Source organism: Mesorhizobium sp. WSM4808 (assembly GCF_055811675.1).
The window spans coordinates 129255-148156 of sequence record NZ_JBVVQX010000012.1 but is presented as its reverse complement, the minus strand read 5'-3'; the positions used below and the strand labels follow the sequence as shown (position 1 = coordinate 148156).

General features: G+C 62.7%; 19 protein-coding genes. 7 read left to right on the top strand and 12 right to left on the bottom strand.

The genetic code is table 11. From position 1 onward, the window contains the following. Position 1: 1 nt before the first annotated feature. The 9 genes from AC0L2U_RS21875 to AC0L2U_RS21835 all read right to left on the bottom strand — a co-directional run bounded on the left by AC0L2U_RS21875 (position 2) and on the right by AC0L2U_RS21835 (position 8807). Positions 2 to 958: a LysR family transcriptional regulator gene (locus AC0L2U_RS21875; RefSeq protein ID WP_127267113.1), complete on the bottom strand. Its 957-nt coding sequence runs from the start codon at positions 956 to 958 to the stop codon at positions 2 to 4. A gap of 151 nt (positions 959 to 1109) precedes the next feature. Beyond that, positions 1110 to 2600, bottom strand: a complete 1491-nt coding sequence (locus tag AC0L2U_RS21870) for an aldehyde dehydrogenase (RefSeq protein WP_127809685.1) — start codon at positions 2598 to 2600, stop codon at positions 1110 to 1112. Positions 2601 to 2621: 21 nt separating this feature from the next. Continuing rightward, the gene (locus AC0L2U_RS21865; protein WP_127320625.1) at positions 2622 to 3296 is read right to left on the bottom strand and encodes a DUF1028 domain-containing protein; all 675 of its coding nucleotides are present in this window, start codon (positions 3294 to 3296) and stop codon (positions 2622 to 2624) included. A gap of 5 nt (positions 3297 to 3301) precedes the next feature. Continuing rightward, on the bottom strand, positions 3302 to 3718 hold the full coding sequence (locus AC0L2U_RS21860; protein WP_128288760.1) for a RidA family protein: 417 nt from the start codon (positions 3716 to 3718) through the stop codon (positions 3302 to 3304). 41 nt (positions 3719 to 3759) lie between these two features. Further along, a complete protein-coding gene (locus tag AC0L2U_RS21855) occupies positions 3760 to 5034 on the bottom strand; it encodes a flavin-containing monooxygenase (RefSeq protein ID WP_127380985.1) in 1275 nt (424 codons plus the stop codon). Positions 5035 to 5236: 202 nt separating this feature from the next. After that, positions 5237 to 5938, bottom strand: a complete 702-nt coding sequence (locus tag AC0L2U_RS21850) for an ABC transporter ATP-binding protein (protein ID WP_127399097.1) — start codon at positions 5936 to 5938, stop codon at positions 5237 to 5239. Then, the gene (locus AC0L2U_RS21845; RefSeq protein ID WP_236382713.1) at positions 5931 to 6716 is read right to left on the bottom strand and encodes an ABC transporter ATP-binding protein; all 786 of its coding nucleotides are present in this window, start codon (positions 6714 to 6716) and stop codon (positions 5931 to 5933) included. The genes AC0L2U_RS21850 and AC0L2U_RS21845 overlap by 8 nt, the downstream gene beginning before the upstream one ends. Further along, positions 6713 to 7888: a branched-chain amino acid ABC transporter permease gene (locus AC0L2U_RS21840; protein ID WP_473602651.1), complete on the bottom strand. Its 1176-nt coding sequence runs from the start codon at positions 7886 to 7888 to the stop codon at positions 6713 to 6715. The genes AC0L2U_RS21845 and AC0L2U_RS21840 overlap by 4 nt, the downstream gene beginning before the upstream one ends. 1 nt (position 7889) lies before the next feature. Beyond that, a complete protein-coding gene (locus AC0L2U_RS21835) occupies positions 7890 to 8807 on the bottom strand; it encodes a branched-chain amino acid ABC transporter permease (RefSeq protein WP_023809431.1) in 918 nt (305 codons plus the stop codon). A gap of 193 nt (positions 8808 to 9000) precedes the next feature. Between AC0L2U_RS21835 and AC0L2U_RS21830 the strand changes: the two genes are divergently transcribed. From AC0L2U_RS21830 to AC0L2U_RS21805, 6 genes are all read left to right on the top strand, one after another. Continuing rightward, positions 9001 to 10131, top strand: a complete 1131-nt coding sequence (locus tag AC0L2U_RS21830; protein WP_127271535.1) for a branched-chain amino acid ABC transporter substrate-binding protein — start codon at positions 9001 to 9003, stop codon at positions 10129 to 10131. Between the two features lie 92 nt (positions 10132 to 10223). Then, positions 10224 to 11318: an ABC transporter ATP-binding protein gene (locus AC0L2U_RS21825; protein WP_127809682.1), complete on the top strand. Its 1095-nt coding sequence runs from the start codon at positions 10224 to 10226 to the stop codon at positions 11316 to 11318. Continuing rightward, on the top strand, positions 11315 to 12232 hold the full coding sequence (locus tag AC0L2U_RS21820; protein ID WP_352581154.1) for an ABC transporter permease: 918 nt from the start codon (positions 11315 to 11317) through the stop codon (positions 12230 to 12232). Before AC0L2U_RS21825 ends, AC0L2U_RS21820 begins: the two co-directional genes overlap by 4 nt. Then, entirely contained in the window at positions 12229 to 13017 is a 789-nt protein-coding gene (locus AC0L2U_RS21815) for an ABC transporter permease (protein ID WP_127271529.1), read from the top strand. The genes AC0L2U_RS21820 and AC0L2U_RS21815 overlap by 4 nt, the downstream gene beginning before the upstream one ends. A 104-nt stretch (positions 13018 to 13121) precedes the next feature. Next, positions 13122 to 14153 (top strand): extracellular solute-binding protein, encoded by a 1032-nt coding sequence (locus AC0L2U_RS21810; RefSeq protein ID WP_473602650.1) that lies wholly within the window; start codon positions 13122 to 13124, stop codon positions 14151 to 14153. 56 nt (positions 14154 to 14209) lie between these two features. Then, positions 14210 to 15820 (top strand): GMC family oxidoreductase, encoded by a 1611-nt coding sequence (locus AC0L2U_RS21805; protein WP_128288827.1) that lies wholly within the window; start codon positions 14210 to 14212, stop codon positions 15818 to 15820. Between the two features lie 43 nt (positions 15821 to 15863). Here AC0L2U_RS21805 and AC0L2U_RS21800 read toward each other — a convergent pair whose 3' ends face one another. Together AC0L2U_RS21800 and AC0L2U_RS21795 are read right to left on the bottom strand one after the other, a co-directional pair. Next, complete coding sequence (locus AC0L2U_RS21800; protein ID WP_292335286.1) at positions 15864 to 15989, bottom strand: hypothetical protein; 126 nt, start codon at positions 15987 to 15989, stop codon at positions 15864 to 15866. Positions 15990 to 16174: 185 nt separating this feature from the next. Beyond that, entirely contained in the window at positions 16175 to 16441 is a 267-nt protein-coding gene (locus AC0L2U_RS21795; RefSeq protein ID WP_164895671.1) for a GntR family transcriptional regulator, read from the bottom strand. A 514-nt stretch (positions 16442 to 16955) separates the two neighbouring features. On the opposite strand from AC0L2U_RS21795, the gene AC0L2U_RS21790 reads away from it, so the two are divergent. Beyond that, positions 16956 to 18083 carry an NAD(P)/FAD-dependent oxidoreductase gene (locus AC0L2U_RS21790; protein WP_245486663.1) on the top strand — a complete coding sequence of 376 codons (1128 nt, stop codon included), beginning with the start codon at positions 16956 to 16958 and terminating at the stop codon, positions 18081 to 18083. Here AC0L2U_RS21790 and AC0L2U_RS21785 read toward each other — a convergent pair. Next, complete coding sequence (locus AC0L2U_RS21785) at positions 18080 to 18901, bottom strand: carbohydrate ABC transporter permease (RefSeq protein ID WP_127321544.1); 822 nt, start codon at positions 18899 to 18901, stop codon at positions 18080 to 18082. The two genes, AC0L2U_RS21790 and AC0L2U_RS21785, sit on opposite strands and share 4 nt — an antisense overlap. Between the last annotated feature and the right edge of the window lies 1 nt (position 18902).

Sequence of the window (18902 nt, the reverse complement as noted above, 5' to 3'; positions counted from 1 at the left end):
GCTACTTCTGTGGAAGTGCTGCCTGGCCGACAGCCCGCTCGGCGCCGAACACGCCTTGCTCGACGACGAAATGCCGGCAGTGGTCGATGAACGCCTGGACGGTTTGCGTGCGGTGTTCGGAACTGGGCAAGGCGACGCCCATGGTCAGCGGCCGCAGATCGCCGTCCAGCGGCACGAAGACCAGCGGCTTGCCGTCCGGCGCCAGCGTGTTGAGCGGCCGCATATTGGCGATGCCGTAGCCGAAGCCGTTGGCCACCATGGAACGCATGACGGCGATGTCGCCGGTACGCTCGGCAATGTTGGGGCGGATTCCCCGCTGGTGGAATGCCGACAGAAAATATTCGCGGCTGAACGGCAGGTCGAGCAGCACCATCGGCTCGTCGGCCAGCTCCTCCGTCGTGATCGACGCCTTTGCCGCGAAGCGATGCCCCGCCGGCAGCATGACGTACGCCGGCACCAGCATCAGCGGCTCGAAGGTCATGTCCTGCGACAGTTCGAGATCGTAGGTCAAGGCAAGGTCGATTTCACCGCGCTGCAGCATCTCGAGCAATTGCCCCTGATTGCGCTCGAACTGGCGCACCCGCACATCGGGATAGGCACGCTCGAACCGCATGCGCAGCGCCGGCAGCACGATCTGCGCGAACGTCAGCAGACATCCCACCGCCAGCGGGCCGCGCACCTTTTCGGCAAAATCGCCGGCGACGTCATGCAAGGCGTCGGCATCGTTGAGCAGCCTTGCGGCTTCCTTGAGGAAGATGCGGCCGCCGGCTGTCAGCGACAGGCCGTGCGAATGCTTGCGGACAAAAAGCTGGACGCCGAACTCGGTTTCCAGTTGTGCGATGGAGGCCGAAATCGACGGCGGCGACACATTGACCTGTTCGGCCGCCTTGGCGATGGAGCCGGCTTCGCCCACGGCGACGAAATATTCCAGCTGTCTGAGCGTGAAGCGTAGCGGCATGGCTGGCTATGTTGCTGGTTTGAGGGCTTCGATCAAGCCTAATGCATGTCGCGCAAAAGTGGCCCCGGTTTTGCGCAAATGACATGCATAGAGCAAAAGCCTAAAGCGCATCGCTTGAATCCGTTCAATCGCGATGCGCTTTAGGCGCCCATCAGTATTTGATCCATGTCGTTTTGAGCGCGGTGTATTTGTCGAGCGCATGCAGCGACAGGTCGCGGCCGAAGCCGGATTGCTTGAAACCGCCGAACGGCGTCATCGGGCTCAGCGCGTCGACCGTGTTGACGGAAACCGTGCCGGCATGCAGCCGGCCGGCGATACGATGCGCGCGCGACAGGCTGTCGGTCCAGAGCGATGCGGCCAGCCCATAAGGGCTGTCATTGGCGATGCGGATCGCGTCGGCCTCGTCGTCGAAGGCGATGACCGAAAGCACCGGCCCGAAGATCTCGTCGCGAGCAATCGGATCGGCAGGTGCGACATCGTCGAAGATGGTCGGCTGGACAAAGCTGCCGCGCCCATTGACCGTGACCAGGTCGCCGCCCGCGACCAGGCGCGCGGTTTTCTTGCCGGCCTCGACGAACCGCATGACATTGGCCGCGTGGCGGGCATCGACCATCGCGCCCATTTTCGAAGCCGGATCGAGCGGATCGCCGGGCTGCGTGGCCGCCGCACGCTGCACCAGTTTCTCCACCAGGGCATCCTTGATGCCGCGCTGGACGAGCACGCGTGAATTGGCCGAACAGACCTCGCCCTGGTTGAAGAAGATGCCGAAGGCCGCCATATCGGCTGCCGCGCCGAGATCGCCGCAATCGGCAAAGATGAGGTTCGGGCTCTTGCCGCCGGTTTCCAACCAGACCTGCTTCATGTTCGACTGACCGGAATATTGCAGGAACAGCTTACCGACGGCGGTCGAACCGGTGAAGGCAAGGCAGTCCACATCCATGTGACGGCCAAGCGCCTGGCCGGCGGTTTCGCCAAGGCCGGGCACGACATTGAGCACGCCTGCAGGCAGGCCCGCTTCCATTGCCAGTTCCGCCAGAAGCAGGGCCGACAAGGGCGACTGCTCGGCGGGTTTCAGCACCACCGAATTGCCTGCCGCCAGTGCCGGCGCGCATTTCCAGGTCGCCATGTCGAGCGGGAAATTCCACGGTACCACCGCGCCGACCACGCCAAGCGGTTCGCGCCGCACCAGCACCAGATCGCCTTCGCCGGTCGGCGCCACTTCGCCATAGATCTTGTCGATGGCCTCGCCATACCATTGGAAGATCGCTGCCGAGCCGGGAACGTCGACCGCGGCCGCATCCCTGACCAGTTTGCCCATGTCGAGCGATTCCAGCAGAGCCAGGTCATGCAGGTTTTCGCGCAGCAATTGCGCCAGCCGCAGCAGCACCTCCTTACGGTGCGCCGGGCTGGTCCGCGACCAGACGCCGGCGTTGAAACTGCGCCGCGCTGCGGCAACCGCCAGATCGATGTCTTCCTCACCGCAGGACGCCACTTCGGCCAGCACCTCGCCTGTTGCCGGATTGACGCTGGCAAAAGTCCGGCCCGAACGCGCTGCGACCGTCTTGCCGTCGATGAACGCCTTGTCGCGAAAACGGATCGCGGACGCCTTGCCGATCCAGTCCTTGTGACTGAGTTCGCTCATCGCAGGTGACCCCTGTCTTGACTATTCGTCGCCCGGCACGCCGTAGCTCGGCGCATCGGATGGGTTTATCGCGCGGGTCACATAGGCATCGAGCTGCGGTTTGTAGAGTTCCCACAGCGTCGCCAGTTGCTCGATCGGGCAATCGTCGGTCCAGTCGCAGCGCAAATCGGCGACCGGCCACGCCACCTCGCGCACCAGCTTCATACCGGCGGAATGGACAGGACCCGCCTCGCCGCCCGCTTTCAGCGCGGCGCGCATGGTCGCGATGAGGCGGTCGCCGAGATGCCCTTCCGACGCCAGGAACGCCTCGACCATGGCTTGCGGAACGCCGTCATGGGCCAGCATGTTGCCGCCGCAGGCGACATTGTCCGCACGCGCCTCCGCCCAGATGCCAAGCGCCTTGGGCCCTGAGTGGATAGCGGTCGTCCCAGCGGCATCGACAGCCAGCACTTGCCGGTATTCGGGATAGGCACCGGTGCGCTTCAATATGGCAATCGCCTCTGCCGCCGACGCACCGCGCGCCAGCAATTCGAGACCGCGCAGTCCCAGCGTAGGATCGGTGACGTTCTGGCTGGCAATGGCGCCGGCGCCCGCCTGCGCATAGGCGCAGCGCGCCGCCACAGCAGGCGACGAGGAGGACACCGCGACCCCGAACATGCCGGTGCGGCTGCACCGCGCGACGATGGAGAATGTCATGACTTTTAATCCGGGATAACTGCGGTGCCGTCGATCTCGACCAGCCAGTCCGGCCGCGCCAGGGCCTGCACGACAAGGCCGGTCGAGACGGGATGCACGCCTTTGATATACTCGCCCATGGTGCGGTAGACCGCCTCGCGATGGCGGACATCGGTAATGTAGACCACCACCTTGACCAAATGCTCCATGGTGCCGCCGCACTCCTCGATCAGCTGGCGGATGTTCTGCATGACCTTGTGCGTCTGTTCGACCGGATCATGGCTTTCGATATTCTTGGCCGTGTCGAGGTCCTGCGGGCATTGGCCGCGCAGATAGACGGTCCTGCCGCCCCGCGTAACGACCGCCTGGCACAGATCATTGTCGAGCTTCTGCTCGGGATAGGTGTCCTTGGTGTTGAACTTGCGAATTCTTGTATGGGCCATCTTGGTCTCCGTCAGTCGGCTCGAGGTCGGGACGTCCGTTTCTATGCCACTTTGGTCTCGCGCTTTGCGGACGCATGGTAGGCCAGGTACTTGCGCTGCGTGGAGATATGGTCTGCCACATGCTGTGCGTCGTGCCAGACGCCCCAGATGAAGCTCGACCCCCGCCGCGATTGCCACGGCAGTCCCAGGAAATAGATCCCTGGCTCGGTCGACACGCCGCGCTGGTGCTTCGGCTTGCCCTTTTCGTCAAACACATCGACCTTCAGCCAGTTGTAATCGACGGTGAATCCCGTTGCCCAGATGATCGAACCTATCCCGGCTTCCGCCAGGTTCAGCTCGAGAATGGGATCAGTCATGCATTGCGGGTCCGGTCCGATCTCGCGGGCCGCGGGCTCCTCGGGAAGGTCGAGGCCGTTGCGAGCGACATAGGCGTCGGCCTCGTCCAGCACCGACATGTAGTTCGCATCGCCGCGCGCGATATTTTTAGCCAGATCCGGAGCGAAGGTCATGACCCCTTCCTTGTAGGATTCCGTCCGGCCAACCAGCGTCATCCCTTGCGCGGCAAGACGCCGGAAGTCGATCGTCTGGCCGCCCCGCGCGCCGCTCACCGCGATGGTGACGTGTTCGGTGCCAGGCGCCGGCGCTTGAGCGTCCCATTTGCCCAAAACCCCCAGCCACCAGCAGAAGTCACGCTCGCGATAGGCCCGCGGCGGCCGATCATGCGGCCCGACCGAGAGATAGACGCGCCGTCCCGCGCGCTGGAGTTCGTCGGCGATCTGCACCCCCGAGGACCCGGAGCCGACCACCAGCACCGCACCTTCGGGCAACTGGCCCGGATTGCGATAGGCGCTGGAATGGATCTGCATCGCTCCGGCATCCCCGGGGACAACCGCCGGAATGACCGGATGCTGGAAAGCCCCGGTAGCGGCAACCACGCTCCTGGCCTCGATCACGCCATCCGAGGTTTCGACCCGGAAGCCGGGACGGCCGACAAGCCTTTCCACGCTCCTGACCTCCACGCCGCAGCGGATGGGGGCAGCGATCATGCCGGCGTAAGCGACAAAATAATCGGCGACCTTCTCCTTGCCGACAAAGGCGTCGGGACCGGCGTCCGGAAATTCCATGCCGGGAAAACGATCATGCCAGGCGGGACCATTGGCAACCAGCGAGTCCCATCTTTCGGTACGCCAGCGTTCGGCGATGCGGCTCCGCTCGAGCACGAGATGCGGCACCCCGCACTTGCTCAGATGCTCGCTCATGGCCAGCCCCGCCTGGCCGCCGCCAACAACAAGCGTGTCTACCGTTTCGACTGGCATTTCAGCGGCCCTTTCTGGCTCTCCCCGGGAGTGTCTGCGGATGCGGCGGAGATCTGATCGTTGGTTTACTGGAGGCACCGGGCAGCGAAAATTATGATTTCATGTGGCAGTGGTTAGCTTGTCCCTAAATGCCGGGAAGCATGGCCGAAGATGTGGAGCGCGGGCGTGGATCATCACTGTTGAGTCAGAAGAAACGGACGGCTCAGAGATAGAGGCTTCTGGCCGCCTTGGACGAGAGCAACTCCTTTGCCGGCCCCTCCTGGGCGACCTTACCCTTGACCAGCACATAGCCGCGATCGGCGATGCCCAGCCCCATTTCGGCATTCTGTTCGATCAACAGGATGGTCGTGCCTTGGCGATGGATCTCCCTTGTGATCTCGAAATACTCGCCGATGAGTTTTGGCGAGAGACCGAGCGACGGCTCGTCCATGATCACCAGTCTGGGTTCGCCGATCAGCGCGCGCGCCAGCGCCACCATCGCCTGTTCGCCGCCGGACAGCGTGCCGGCGACTTGGCGCAAACGCTCATGGATGCGCGGAAACAGCTTGCACATCTTGTCCAGTTGCACCCTGAAATTGGGTCCCCTGCCCGACACCGCATCATAGCCCAGACGCAAATTCTCCATCACGGTCAGGCCGGGGAACAGCCGGCGCCCTTCGGGAACGAGCCCGACGCCGAGCGACGCCAGGTTTTCCGTGCCGAGCGTCGCCATGTCCCTGCCCATCACCTCGACCTTGCCGCGCTGCGCCCGCACGACGCCGCAGACTGTCATGAAGGTTGTCGTCTTGCCGGCGCCGTTCGGCCCCAGCAGGCAGACCAGTTCGCCGGGGCGCACGCTCATCGCCACGCCGCGCAGCATCGGCACCGCGCCATAGGAAGTATCGACATCCCTGAGTTCAAGCATGGGCGACCGCCTTCCCGAGATAGGCTTCCTGGACGCGCGGGTCGGCGCGCACCGCCGCGAAGTCGCCCTCGGCGATCTTGCTGCCATAGTCGATGCAGGTGACATGCTGCGGGAACGCTTCGACCACCCGCATGTCATGCTCGATCAAGACCACCGACAGAGCAGGGTTTTGTACGCGCAGCCGCGTGATGTCGGCCACCAGTGCGTCGGTTTCCGTGTCGTCCATGCCGACCGAAGGTTCGTCGAGCAGCAAGAGCTTGGGCTGCGATGCGAGCGCGCGGGCAATTTCCAGCCGTCGCCTGTCGGCCTGCGCCAGCGTGCCCGCTGGCCGGTAGCGTTGTTCGAACAGGTCGCCGGAGCCGAGCTTGAGCAGGGTTTCGGCCTTTTCCACGCAGGCCGCCATCTCACGGCGCGACGCGCCGGGCCTAAACAGCGCGGTCAGCACGCCGGTCCTGGTGCGGGTGTGCATGCCGATGATGACGTTGTCGAGGACACTGAGGTCGGAGAACAGACGCGACGACTGGAATGTGCGGGCGATGCCGCGGTCGACAACTTCGTAGGACGGGCGGCCGGTGATCTCGGCGCCGTCGAAGGTCACGCGACCGGAGGTTGGCCGGTAGACGCCGGTCACGACATTGAACAGCGTCGACTTGCCGGCGCCGTTCGGGCCGATGACGGCGAGCACCGCGCCCTTGTCGATCGACAGGCTGACATCGTTGAGCGCGACCAGGCCGCCGAAACGCATCGTCAAATTCTCGACCTTGAGAAGCGCGCTCACAGTCCGCCTCCGTAGCGCCGCATGCGTTGCGGGAACAGACCTTGCGGCCGGATCATCAGGAAGCCGATGATGACGACGCCGAAGAACAGCAGGCGGTAGTCGGCGAACGCGCGCAATTTCTCCGGCAGGATGGTCAGCAGGAACGCACCGACGATGACACCGAAAATATTGTCCATGCCGCCGACGATGACCATGGTCATGATGGTGACGGAGACCAGGAAGGTGAAATTGTCGGGAGAAATGTAGGAGACGTAGAAGGCGTAGATCGTGCCGGCGAAGGCGGCGAGAAAGGCGTCGACGGCGAAGGCCAGAACCTTGAACCACGCCACATTGATGCCTTGCGCCTTGGCGGCGATCTCGTCGGCGCGCAGCGCATTCCAGGCCAGACCGATGCGCGAACCGTGCAGCCGATGCGCGGTGACGATGGCGACGACGACCAGTGCGGCCGACAAATAATAGAAATTCGCCTGGCTCGGCAGCTTCCAGCCGAAGATCACCAGCGGATCGGCAAAGGAATGGCCGAACAGGCTGGGCGCCGGAATGCCGACCAGTCCGTTGGGTCCGCCGGTCCAGCTGAAATTGTTCAGCAATTGCTGGACCACGACACCGAAGGCGATGGTGACAAGCGCCAGATAAGTGTCGCGCGTGCGCATCGACGGGATGCCGATGATGAAACCGAACAGGGTCGCCGCCAGCGCCGCGACCGGCAGCGTCAGCCAGAAGCTGACGCCGAAATTGATCGCCAGCAGCGCCGACACGTAGGCGCCGATGCCGTAGGAAGCGCCGGTGGCGAAGTTCGGGATGTTGGCGCTGCCGAGCTGGAAATTGAGCGCCAGCGCCAGCACCGCATAAAGCTCGGCGACGATCAGCAGATGGAGGATATAGGTGTTGGATCCGACGAAGAACGGAAAGGCCAGCACGATGACCGCCGCAGTGATCATCGCCACGAGCGGAACCCGGGCAAAGCTCGCCAACGCATAGTCGGCGATCCACGGCAGCCTCTCCAGCAGATAGAAACCGAGGCCGAGCAAGGCCAGCAGGCCGACCACCTGCCAGCCGCCGTCGACTCTGAGGATGAGGTACAGGAACGCTGCCCCGATGATTTGCGAGGCGATGGCGAAGACCGTGGCCGCGGCTATGCCCGGCACGTCGGGTGAAGCACGACCGTGCATGCTAGACTTTCTCCATGACGGTGCGCCCAAGCAGGCCGGCGGGGCGGAAGATGAGCACGGCGATGACCAGCAGGAAGACGAAGACCAGCCGGTAGGAAGCGCCGTCCGGCACGAATGTCTGCGCCAGCACTTCGATGCCGGCAATGATCAGTCCGCCCAGTATGGCGCCCGGCATCGAGCCGAGGCCGCCGATGACCGCGGCGGAAAAGCCGAGCAGGCCGGCCATGACGCCGAAGTCGAACCGTGTCACGCCGGCATAGCTTGCGAACAGAAGTCCAGCGATGGCGCCGATAGCCGAGGCAATGAAGAACGTCGCACGGAAGACGCGTGCATCGCGGATGCCCATCATGCGCGCCACGACCCGGTCCTCCGAGGCCGCCCGGATGCGCAGCCCGAGCGGGGTCATGCGCAGGAAGACAAACAGCATGGCAACCAGCGCGACGGTCAGCACCACCACCAGCAGCGCGAACCAGCTGATGGCAACGCCGGAGATTTCGAAAGCCATGCCCGACACCAGGCGCGGGAAGGCATGCGGGTTCGATCCCTGCGGATAGAGATGGCGGATCAGCTCGCGGATGACGATGCCGAGCGCCACGGTCGCCACCAGCGCCATCATGGCGGGCGCATCGCGGAAGCGCCTGATGACCACCTTGTCCAGCAGGACGCCGATCAAACCGACGGCGAGCACGGCGACCGGAACCGCAAGCACCAGCCAGGCGGGCCCCGAGGCGCCAAGAGCGGTCGCCAACGCCTGGGCAAGCGCCAGCGTGATGAACGGCGCCGTCATCGCGACATCGCCGTGCGAGAAATGAATGACGTTCAAGACACCGAAGATCAGGCTGAATCCGATCGCCAGCAAGGCATAGATGCAGCCAAGGGTTATCCAGTTCACCAGTTGCTGGACAAGCAGTTCCGCCATGCGGTCGGTCTCTCGATTGAAGCCGACAGGTATCAATCGCCATCCCGGGCGGACAGAACGAATCTCCGAACTCACGAGTCACAATTTCCGAATTTCGTCACTGAATACGCGCCCGTACACTGATGATCAGCCGACGATCACGATCGGCCGGGTCGCTACGACGGCGGCAGATAATTCTGTTTGAGGTGGAACCATGCAAAACAGGCGCAGTGCGCTTATCCGCGTATCGTCAATTCTGGCCGGCTCTCTGTTTGCCATCGCCCTGGGCGCCGCCCAGGCGCAGGCCGACCAGATCAAGCTCGGCTTCATCGGGCCGCTCTCCGGCGGCAACGCCCAGCAGGGCCTCGGCGCCCGCAACGGCTTCCTGCTCGCCATCGAGCAGGCCAATGCCAGCGGCTATCCGCACCAGGTGGAAGGCGTCGTGCTCGATGACGCCTCCGATCCGGCCGTCGGCGTTTCGGCGGCGCAGAAGCTGGTCAACGATCCCGCGGTGGTCGCGGCAACGGGGCATTGGAACAGCTCGGTCGCGTTGGCGACGATCCCGGTCTTCAACCGCTCGCAGATGCCGTTCATCGTCTGGGGCGCGGTCAGCCCGAAGATTACCGAACAGAACTTCCCGAACGTGACCCGCGTCACGCCGACGCTGGTCAACGAGAACAAGCCGCTGGCCGAAGCCATCGCCAAGCAAGGCAAGATCAAGAAGATCGCCATCATCTCCGACACCACCGACTACGGTGCGGCCAACACCAAATGGTTCGGCGATTTCTTCAAGGCGGCCGGCGGCGAGGTCGTTTCTTCGGATGCCGCGGCTGTCGGCACGACCGATTTCCGCGCCATGCTGACTACCGCGAAGGCAGCGTCGCCCGACGCGGTCTATTTCGGCGGCGTCGTCACCGAAGCAGCGCTGGTGCGCAGCCAGATGGCCGACCTCGGCATGGGCAATCTGCCGATGTACGGAATTTCAGGCATCTACGACCCGAAATTCATCGAGATCGCGGGAGCTGCCGCCGAGGGCACCATCGCCGGAACTCCGGCCGTCCAGTCGAACCCCAAGCTCGAGGAGTTCAACAAGGCCTATGAAACCAAGGCTTATCCCGATCCCGCCGGCTCCTATGCGAAATATGCCTACGAGGCGACGCAGATCCTGCTTCAGGTCATCAAGGAAAAAGGCCTCGACGACAAGGAGGCGCTGAGCAAGGCTATTCGTGATATCCACCACGACGGCATTCTGGGAGACGTCTCGTTCGATGCCAACGGACAGACCAACATGGCCATCGACATCGACATGTTCGTCGTCCGCAGCGGCAAATGGGAGAAGATGTAACCACCTGATCGACGCCGCGCCCGTTCTCAGTGGCGCGGCGTCGATCACCTTCATCGCCGAGCTCGCAAAAGTCCTGACCGGAGCGCCTGACCATGAATGACGAGGCTGGCCACGGCGCACCTCGAAAGGCCGTCGAGATCAAGGGCGTCTCCAAGGTGTTCGGCACCTATCAGGCGCTGAAGCCTGTTTCCTTCGACATCTACGACAACGAGTTCTTCACGCTGCTCGGCCCGAGCGGCTGCGGCAAGACCACCCTGCTGCGCATGATCGCCGGTTTCGAGCAGCCGACGGCGGGGCAGATTTTCCTGCACGGCTCGGACATACAGGGACTCCCCCCGCATAAGCGGCGGGTCAACACCGTCTTCCAGAGCTACGCCCTGTTTCCGCATATGAGCGTCGAACAGAACATCGGCTTCGGGCTCGAAAACCTCGGCTGGTCAAAGGGCCGCCGCGATGCGCGCGTCGCCGATATGCTTCGTCTCGTCCATATGGAGGCCTTTGCCGGGCGCAAGCCGCAGCAATTGTCGGGCGGCCAGCGCCAGCGCGTCGCGCTCGCCCGCGCCCTGGCGCCGGAACCGGAAGTGCTGCTGCTCGACGAACCGCTCTCGGCACTCGACCTGAAGCTGCGCCAGGCCATGCGCGACGAGCTGCGCATCCTGCAGCGCAAGACCGGCATCACCTTCGTCTTCGTCACCCACGACCAGGAAGAAGCGCTCGACATGTCGGATCGCATCTGCGTTCTCGGCGATGGCGAGATCCAGCAGCTTGGCACACCCGCGGCGATCTACGAGGAGCCGTCGAACCGCTTCGTCGCCGATTTCATCGGCGAGACCAACTTCCTCGATGCTGACGTGATTGCCGTGGACGGCGAGCAGGCAACCGTGAAAACGCAGCTCGGCATGACCTTGACGGCCTCTCACAAGAAAGCGGTCGCCGGCCAGAAGGCCTTCATCTCGATACGTCCGGAAAAAATCAGCCTGCCCGCGCAGGACAACCCGATCGCTGTCGACGGCACGATCATGAGCACCAACTATCTCGGCGGCTACACATACTATCTGATTGAAGCGGGCGGCACCAAGCTGCGCATCTCCAAGCGCAACAGCGTCAGCCGCGGCCAGATGTTCGAAATCGGGCAATCGGTAAAAGTCGGCTTTGCCGCCGAATCCGTGCGGATCCTCGGCGCATGAAGCCATCCAACAAGAATCCGGACTGGCCCAAAGTTCCTAGCGGGAATGTCCTCGGCCTGCTGCCGGCCCATCTCATCATGCTGCTGACGCTGATCATCCCGATCGGTATCATCATCGTGGTGTCGTTCTCGACGCGCGGACCTTACGGCGGGTTCGAATACGTGTTCACCACCGCGCCGTACAAGCAGCTTTTGTTCAACGAAGGCTGGACCGGCGAGATGGAGTTCAATCCGCAATATCTCATCGTTGTTGCCAGAACGCTGGTCCTGTCGGCCGTGACAACATCGATCTGCCTGCTTCTGAGCTTCCCGGTCGCCTATTTCATCGCGCTGCAGCGGCCGGCGATCAAAGTGCTGCTGATCTATCTCGTCACGCTGCCATTCTGGGTTTCGATGATCGTGCGCGTCTATTCCTGGATCATCATCCTGGGCAAGGACGGTGTCGTCGAAAAGACCCTTCGCGGTCTCGGCCTCGTCGACAACATGGACTCGCTGCTGTTCGGCAACACCGCCATGCTGCTCGGTCTCGTCTACAGCTACATTCCGCTGATGATCCTGCCGATCTTCGCCTCGATCGAGAAGCTCGACCCTGCGCTCATCGAGGCGTCGCATGATCTCTATGGCAACCGCCTCACCACATTGCGCCGCGTTATCCTGCCCCTCACCCGGCCCGGCATGATCGCCGGCGCGATCCTGGTGTTCGTTCCAAGCCTCGGCGCGGTCCTGGAGCCGACCCTGCTCGGCGGCGGCAAGACCATGATGATGGGCAATCTCATCCAGCTACAGTTCGGTGGCGCCCGCAACTGGCCGCTCGGCGCCGCCATCGCCATCGTGCTGATGGCCGCGGTCATGGTCTTCCTGATTTTCCAGGGTCTGCGCTCGATGCGCACCGAAGGCCTGGAGCGTGCGGCATGAACGCGGACGATGATGTCAGGCGCTATCCGGGCTTCGGTCTCTTCAGCGCGATCTTCTTCGCCTATCTCTATTTGCCCATCGCCGTCGTGGTGTTCTACTCTTTCAACGCGAACCGGATCGTCTCCAATTGGGGCGGCTTCTCATTGCACTGGTACGCCACCGCTTTGTCCAACGCGAACCTGATGACAGCGGTGAAGACCTCCCTGCTCGTCGCCACGGTCGCCACAGTCGCCTCGACCCTTGTCGCGTTGATGGCGGCATTGGTGCTGGTGCGCGGCCGCGATGTCCGGTTCCGCCGCATCTCCGAAGCGGTGGTGAACCTGCCGCTGCTCCTGCCCGAAATCGTCGTTGCTGTCGCCGTCCTGATCCTCTTCTCCGAGATCGGGCTCGCCAACGGAATGGTGAAGCTGATGATCGCCCACACCACCTTCTGCATCCCGTTCGCCTTCCTGCCGATACGCGCCCGCCTGCAGGGAATGGACTTCGATCTGGAGGAAGCCGCCCGCGATCTCTATGCAACCGGTTGGGTCGCCTTTCGTCGCGTCACGCTGCCGCTCATCCTGCCGGGTGTTTTCGCCGGCGCCATGCTCGCCTTCGTCATCTCGATGGATGATTTCATCACCAGCAACCTGTTGAATTCCGGCGGCGCCACCACGCTGCCGGTCTACATTTTCTCGCTGATCAAGCAGGGCGTGTCGCCGCAGCTCAACGCAATCTCGACCTTGATCATGATTGTTTCGGTGGTGCTGGCGACCGTGGCCTTCCTGCTTCAGCGGCGGCAGTAGCAGCGGCGTAGTTTTTCCTAATCAAGGCGTCGGGCAAATCGAATTTATCGAACCCGACGGTTTGTTATCGTCGCCCCTGGGAGAACAACAAACAGGGGAATGACATGACGACCAAAATTGCAGCGCTCGCCATGGCCGGTGCCATGAGCCTCGCCTTTAGCGTGCCCGCTGTCGCCGAGGGCAGCCTGGCCATCTACGCATGGGCGGATTCCATCTCGCCCGAGATGGTCACGAAATTCGAGAAGGAAACCGGCATAAAGGTCACGGTCGACGCCTTCTCATCCAACGAGGACCTGCTGACCAAGCTGCAGGCCGGCTCGTCGGGCTACGACATCGTCACGCCTTCGCAGCACTTCGTGAAGATCATGATCGACAGCGGGCTGCTTGAGGATTTCGGCGCCAGCTCGATGGCGGCCTACAGCCAAGTCCTGCCGGACTGGCAGAAACCGTGGTGGGATGCGACAGGCAATCATTCGATCCCGCTCGCCTTCGGCAATGCCGGCTACACCGTCAACCGCGACCTCTACAAAGGCCCGGTCGACAGCTGGAAGACCTACTTCGAGCCACCGGCGGAGCTGCGCGGCAAGATCGCCAGCCTGGCGCAGCCCGACGAAGTCATTCCGGCAGCGGAAAACTATCTCGGCATCAAATATTGCAGCGAAGACCCGCAGGAGATGAAGCGCGTGCTCGACCTCTTGCTGGCGCAGAAGCCATTCGTGGCGGCCTATTCCAGCGACAACATCGAAAACCGCATCGGCAGCGGCGAGGTTACCGCCCATTTCTGGTGGGACGGCAACACCATGAGGCTTCGCCGCAACGACAAGGCCAATGTCGAATACGCGATGCCGAAAGAAGGTCTGGTCGGCTGGCTGGATTCCTATGTCGTGCCGAAGGGCGCGGCCAATATCGAGAACGCCAAGAAGTTCATCGATTTCATGACCCAGATCGACAACGCGACGGCGCAGTACAATTATTACGGCCACTCTTCGCCGGTGAAGATCGACGAGAGCAAGGCGCTCTACAACAAGGAGAACGCTCCGGAGCTGTTCCCGACCGTTCCCGTCAAGATGGGCCAGGCCTGCTCGCCGGCGGCGCAGGAACTCGTCACCAAGGTCTGGACGCAGCTTCTGCAATGAGCCGCTCAGCCGGGGCGCGCGCCGCCCCGGCATCTCCATTCTCAAAGGGGCTGGCCATGCAGACCGAAAATCTTGACTACGATTACATCGTCATCGGCGCAGGCTCGGCCGGTTGTGTCCTTGCCAATCGCCTGAGCGCCAACCCGTCCCACAAAGTGTGCCTGATCGAAGCCGGCGGCAGCGATAGCGGGCTGCGGGTCAAGGTGCCTGCCGGCATCCTCTCGCTCTACGGCAATCCGAACTATGACTACTGCTATGTCGGCGTGCCTCAGCCCAACCTCAACGGCCGCAGGATTCCGGTCAATCGCGGCAAGGCGCTGGGCGGCTCCAGTTCCATCAACTCGATGGTCTACATCAGGGGCGCCGCGCAGGACTATGACGAGTGGTCGCGACTCGGCTGCGCAGGCTGGGCATTCAGCGACGTGCTTCCCGTCTTCAAGAAGCTCGAGCGCAACCTGCTTGGCCAGGACCCGCACTACCACGGTACAGGCGGGGAACTGCTGGTCGACAAGCCGCGCGATCCGAATGTGCTGTCGTCGATGTTCGTCAAGGCCGGCAACAATGCCGGTCTTCCGGCCAACAGCGACTTCAATGCCGAAAGCCAGTTCGGCCTCGGCATCTACAATGTCACCCAGGATCGCGGCCAGCGCTTCAGCAGTTTCACCGCCTTCATGCGCCCGGTGCTCGATCGCAAGAATCTCACAATCCTCAGCGAATGCGAAGTGATCGACCTCGATATAGCCGAGGGGCGCGCGACAGGGGTACGGGTGCGGTACAAGGGCGAGCAGAAGACGCTGTCGGCCCGCCGCGAAATCGTGCTTTCGGCCGGGGCGATCAATTCACCGAAGATCTTGCTGGCGTCCGGCATCGGCGCAGCCGCCGAGCTGCAGGCGATCGGTATAAAGCCGGTTGTCGATCTGCCGGGCGTGGGCAAGAACCTTCAGGACCATATCGACGGCATGATCACGGTCCGCTCCTCGAGCACGAAGACGCTCGGCCTGTCGCTGCCCAACTTGCCCCGCGTGCTGGCTGCGCCCTTCCGGTATTTTGCCGGCCGCAAGGGCATGCTCACCACCAACTACGTCGAAGCCGGCGGCTTTGCCCGGACGAAGTATGCGAACGGCATTCCCGACATCCAGTTCCACTTCGTGCCCGGCTATCGCAGCCATCGCGGCAGGCTGGTGGAGTACGGCCATGGCTACGCAATCCACACCTGCGTGCTCAGGCCCAAAAGCGTCGGCGAACTCAAACTGTCAGGCCAGGCATCGAACCGGGATGTGCTGATCGATCATCGCTTCTTCTCGAACGACGAGGACGCCAGGGTGTTGGTCGAAGGCATCAAGATCGCGCGTCAAATCTTTGCCGCATCCGAGTTCGACCCGATCAGGGGGACGGAGATGCTGCCGGGCAAGGATGTTCGCAGCGATGACGAGATCCTCGCCTATCTGCGTGCCGAAGCGCTCACCGTCTATCATCCGGTGGGGACGTGCAAGATGGGGACCGATGCGATGGCCGTCGTCGACCCGGCAACGCTCAAGGTGCGCGGCATCAGTGGCTTGCGGGTCGCGGATGCGTCCGTGATGCCGAAGCTGATCGGCGGCAACACCAATGCCCCCAGCATGATGATCGGGCACCGGGCAGCGGAGATGATCCTGGGCCGGGGATAATTTCTGTAGCGCAACTCCAGGAAAGGCGTGCAGCGGCCTTCCTTCAGTAGCCGCGCAAAAACAATGAGTTGGAGCGGTTCAGTGAATCAAACATTGAACCGGCGCTTTTGCAACTGGGCTGCGGCGGGCACGCGCCGTCGAATTCAAGCGGCTTGATCGTCCCGCTCATCCGCCTCGCCGTTGATCTCGCGCAGCAGCCTTTCGATGTCGGCCTTCGGGAGACGGTTCGGCGAGTTGGTCGCGCATCAGCCGGCGCAACGTCGAGGTCAGCGAGCCCGGCGTCGCATTGTAGCGCGCCAGCAGTGCCCGCTCGCGGATGATCCCATCCAGGACCACCGAGTGCCATGTCGCGCATCACTTTCTCGTCGAGAGAAAGCGATCCCACCTTGGCGAGCGCCCGGCTGGGTCGCTTCGAGCAATCGAAAGCCGCGGTTGGGCTCGTAACTTACGACCCCTTCGCGCCTGCAATTGCACCAGAGCGTGAGGAACAGGTGTACGCGAGACGCCAAGGGTCGCCGCGACCTCCGCCTCGTTGATCCGCTCACCGACTTGAATTCGCTCGAAGAACTGAGCCCGAAGCTGATTGCGAATGCGTTCCTGGAGCGGCGAGGCTGCGGTCATACTGACCCTGCATGCGGGCCAAGCAGGATCGAAGCCGAACCGCATCCGAAGACATGGACACGACAAACATGGCGCGCCACTACATCGCAACTTGGCTATCGTGGCCTTGGGAGACGCGGTTTACCACCGAAATGAAATCCGCGACCAGCTTGTCCGGCGTGCCTCGATAATCGATGGCGATGACGCATTCCTGCATGGTCGGGCTTATTTGGCAGCCTGATCGTAGCCTTCGTGCTGTCGCTCAATGGCCCGAATATCTCGTTCTACCCGGCGCCACGCCTACCATGCCATCGGTCGCCTGGAGCGCACTGCGCTATGGCGTCAAGCCGGAGCTCTATGCGCTTCGTCGATCACCAACATTATGGTATTTGCCGCAATCGCGGTGCTTATTTCGTTGCACGCTCGGACAGAAACGGCCGATGGAGTGACATGTCATGCTTGTGGTGCTTTCGGCGGGCCGGAATTCTGGTGAGGCCTGCTTGCACGTCCTGCATTGTGCCCCAGGGGCTGGCGAATGACGATGGGGGTCCCCGACGAGAAAGTCGATTGCATCGTCATCGGCGCCGGCGTCGTCGGCCTGGCGATTGCGCGGCGGCTGGCGCTCGAGGGACGCGAAGTTCTTGTCGTGGAGGCCGAGGACAGCCCAGGGCTGGGCACGTCGAGCCGCAACAGCGAGGTCATTCATGCCGGCATCTACTATCCGAAGGGCAGCCTGAAAGCGCAGCTATGCGTCGAAGGAAAGAACGCGCTTTACCGCTATTGCAAAGCGCGCGGGATTCCGCACAAACGCATCGGCAAGCTGATCGTCGCCGCCAGCGACGCGGAGTTGCCGATTCTGGAGGGGATCCGGACCAAGGCTGCGGACAATGGTGTTGCGGACCTGGAGATGCTCAGCCGCGCGGATGTGGAACGGCTTGAACCTGAACTGGACGTTGCCGGCGCGCTTTTGTCCCCAAGCACGGGGATCGTCGACAGCCGCGCGCTGATGCTGGGGCTACAGGGCGATGCCGAGAATGCCGGTGCCACCTTTGCGTTTCGCGCGCCGGTTCTCGGCGGCAGCGTCGCCGAAACGGGCTGCGAGCTCCAGTTTGGCGGCGATATGGAAGGCTATAGGATCGCCGCAAATCTGGTCATCAATGCGGCCGGATTGTTAGCCCATCTGGTTGCCCGGAGCCTTGCGGGCGGGCATGGCGGCAAAATCCCAGATGTCACCTACGTCAAAGGCAATTACTTTGCGCTTGGACGCCGCCCGTCCTTCAACCATCTTGTTTATCCGGTTCCGGAACCAGGCGGCCTCGGAGTTCACCTGACGCTGGATATGGCCGGATCGGTTCGTTTCGGGCCGGACGTCGAGCCCGTCGATGAGGTCGGCTACGCGGTCGACGCAACTCGGGCCACACCATTTTACGCGGCCATCCGACGCTATTGGCCGGGGCTGAGGGACGGGGAACTGGAGCCGAGCTATTGCGGGCTGCGGCCTAAAACGAACGGGTTGCAGTTCGGCGATTTCGACATTCTGGCAGATCAGTCCGGACGGCTGATCAGTCTTTTCGGAATCGAGTCACCTGGCCTGACAAGTGCGCTCGCCCTGTCGGATAGGGTTGCCCAACTAGTCAGAACGACGAACTTCGTCTTGCTTTAGCCTTTGACCGCTCCAGCGGTCATGGATCCTGATATCTGCCGATACATCACAAGACCCAGCAAGGCCGGCGGCAAGGCGCCCAGCATCATGACCGCGGAAGCGGTTCCCCATTTTACGCCGCCGCCGCTTGCGGCGAAAAAAAACGATGCGCCGACCGTCATCGGGACGGCACGGCTGGTTGTCAGCATGAGGCCGAAGAGGAATTCGTTCCAGGCGGTGATGAAGCCGAAGATGAAGGTCGTGACCAGCGCCGGTCGGATGACGGGCCGGACGATCATCATCATCACCTGCAAGGAACTTGCGCCATCGACTTTCGCCGCCTCGTCGAGTTCGACCGGTACATCTGAAATCGCGTTCACCAGGATGACGAGCGCAAGCGGCGCGTTGACGATGGTCAGGATGAGCCCGAGCCCGATCCGCGTATCGAGCAGGCCCAGCCACTGGTACATCATGTAAAGCGGGATCGCGAAGATGATCAGCGGCACGGCGCGAAGATTGATGACGATCGGCAGGACCAAGCGCTTTCCCGCCTCGCTACGCGCGATCGCATAGGCAGCCGGGAACGCGAGCACGATCGCAAGGCCGGTTCCGATCAGCGCCGCCACGGTGCTGTTCAGCAGGTAGGCATAGATGTTGAAGCGGCTGGTCTGCGTCAGAACCTCCAGATAGTTGTCGAGCGTCGGTTGGCTGATCCACAAACCGGGGTTCGTCGAAAGCTCGCGCTGGCTTTTGAGCGATGTGATCAGCGTCACGATAATGGGGAAATTCATCGCCAGCACGGCGATGGCAAAAACGATCCAGCGCAGTGCCCTGACCATC

What these genes read in the sequence shown, in the direction of transcription:
- AC0L2U_RS21875 (WP_127267113.1), bottom strand. Translation starts at nt 958, where the DNA reads ATGCCGCTACGCTTCACGCTCAGACAGCTGGAATATTTCGTCGCCGTG.
- AC0L2U_RS21870 (WP_127809685.1), bottom strand. Translation starts at nt 2,600, where the DNA reads ATGAGCGAACTCAGTCACAAGGACTGGATCGGCAAGGCGTCCGCGATC.
- AC0L2U_RS21865 (WP_127320625.1), bottom strand. Translation starts at nt 3,296, where the DNA reads ATGACATTCTCCATCGTCGCGCGGTGCAGCCGCACCGGCATGTTCGGG.
- AC0L2U_RS21860 (WP_128288760.1), bottom strand. Translation starts at nt 3,718, where the DNA reads ATGGCCCATACAAGAATTCGCAAGTTCAACACCAAGGACACCTATCCC.
- AC0L2U_RS21855 (WP_127380985.1), bottom strand. Translation starts at nt 5,034, where the DNA reads ATGCCAGTCGAAACGGTAGACACGCTTGTTGTTGGCGGCGGCCAGGCG.
- AC0L2U_RS21850 (WP_127399097.1), bottom strand. Translation starts at nt 5,938, where the DNA reads ATGCTTGAACTCAGGGATGTCGATACTTCCTATGGCGCGGTGCCGATG.
- AC0L2U_RS21840 (WP_473602651.1), bottom strand. Translation starts at nt 7,888, where the DNA reads ATGCACGGTCGTGCTTCACCCGACGTGCCGGGCATAGCCGCGGCCACG.
- AC0L2U_RS21835 (WP_023809431.1), bottom strand. Translation starts at nt 8,807, where the DNA reads ATGGCGGAACTGCTTGTCCAGCAACTGGTGAACTGGATAACCCTTGGC.
- AC0L2U_RS21830 (WP_127271535.1), top strand. Translation starts at nt 9,001, where the DNA reads ATGCAAAACAGGCGCAGTGCGCTTATCCGCGTATCGTCAATTCTGGCC.
- AC0L2U_RS21825 (WP_127809682.1), top strand. Translation starts at nt 10,224, where the DNA reads ATGAATGACGAGGCTGGCCACGGCGCACCTCGAAAGGCCGTCGAGATC.
- AC0L2U_RS21820 (WP_352581154.1), top strand. Translation starts at nt 11,315, where the DNA reads ATGAAGCCATCCAACAAGAATCCGGACTGGCCCAAAGTTCCTAGCGGG.
- AC0L2U_RS21815 (WP_127271529.1), top strand. Translation starts at nt 12,229, where the DNA reads ATGAACGCGGACGATGATGTCAGGCGCTATCCGGGCTTCGGTCTCTTC.
- AC0L2U_RS21810 (WP_473602650.1), top strand. Translation starts at nt 13,122, where the DNA reads ATGACGACCAAAATTGCAGCGCTCGCCATGGCCGGTGCCATGAGCCTC.
- AC0L2U_RS21805 (WP_128288827.1), top strand. Translation starts at nt 14,210, where the DNA reads ATGCAGACCGAAAATCTTGACTACGATTACATCGTCATCGGCGCAGGC.
- AC0L2U_RS21800 (WP_292335286.1), bottom strand. Translation starts at nt 15,989, where the DNA reads ATGAGCGGGACGATCAAGCCGCTTGAATTCGACGGCGCGTGCCCGCCG.
- AC0L2U_RS21795 (WP_164895671.1), bottom strand. Translation starts at nt 16,441, where the DNA reads ATGACCGCAGCCTCGCCGCTCCAGGAACGCATTCGCAATCAGCTTCGG.
- AC0L2U_RS21790 (WP_245486663.1), top strand. Translation starts at nt 16,956, where the DNA reads ATGACGATGGGGGTCCCCGACGAGAAAGTCGATTGCATCGTCATCGGC.
- AC0L2U_RS21785 (WP_127321544.1), bottom strand. Translation starts at nt 18,901, where the DNA reads ATGGTCAGGGCACTGCGCTGGATCGTTTTTGCCATCGCCGTGCTGGCG.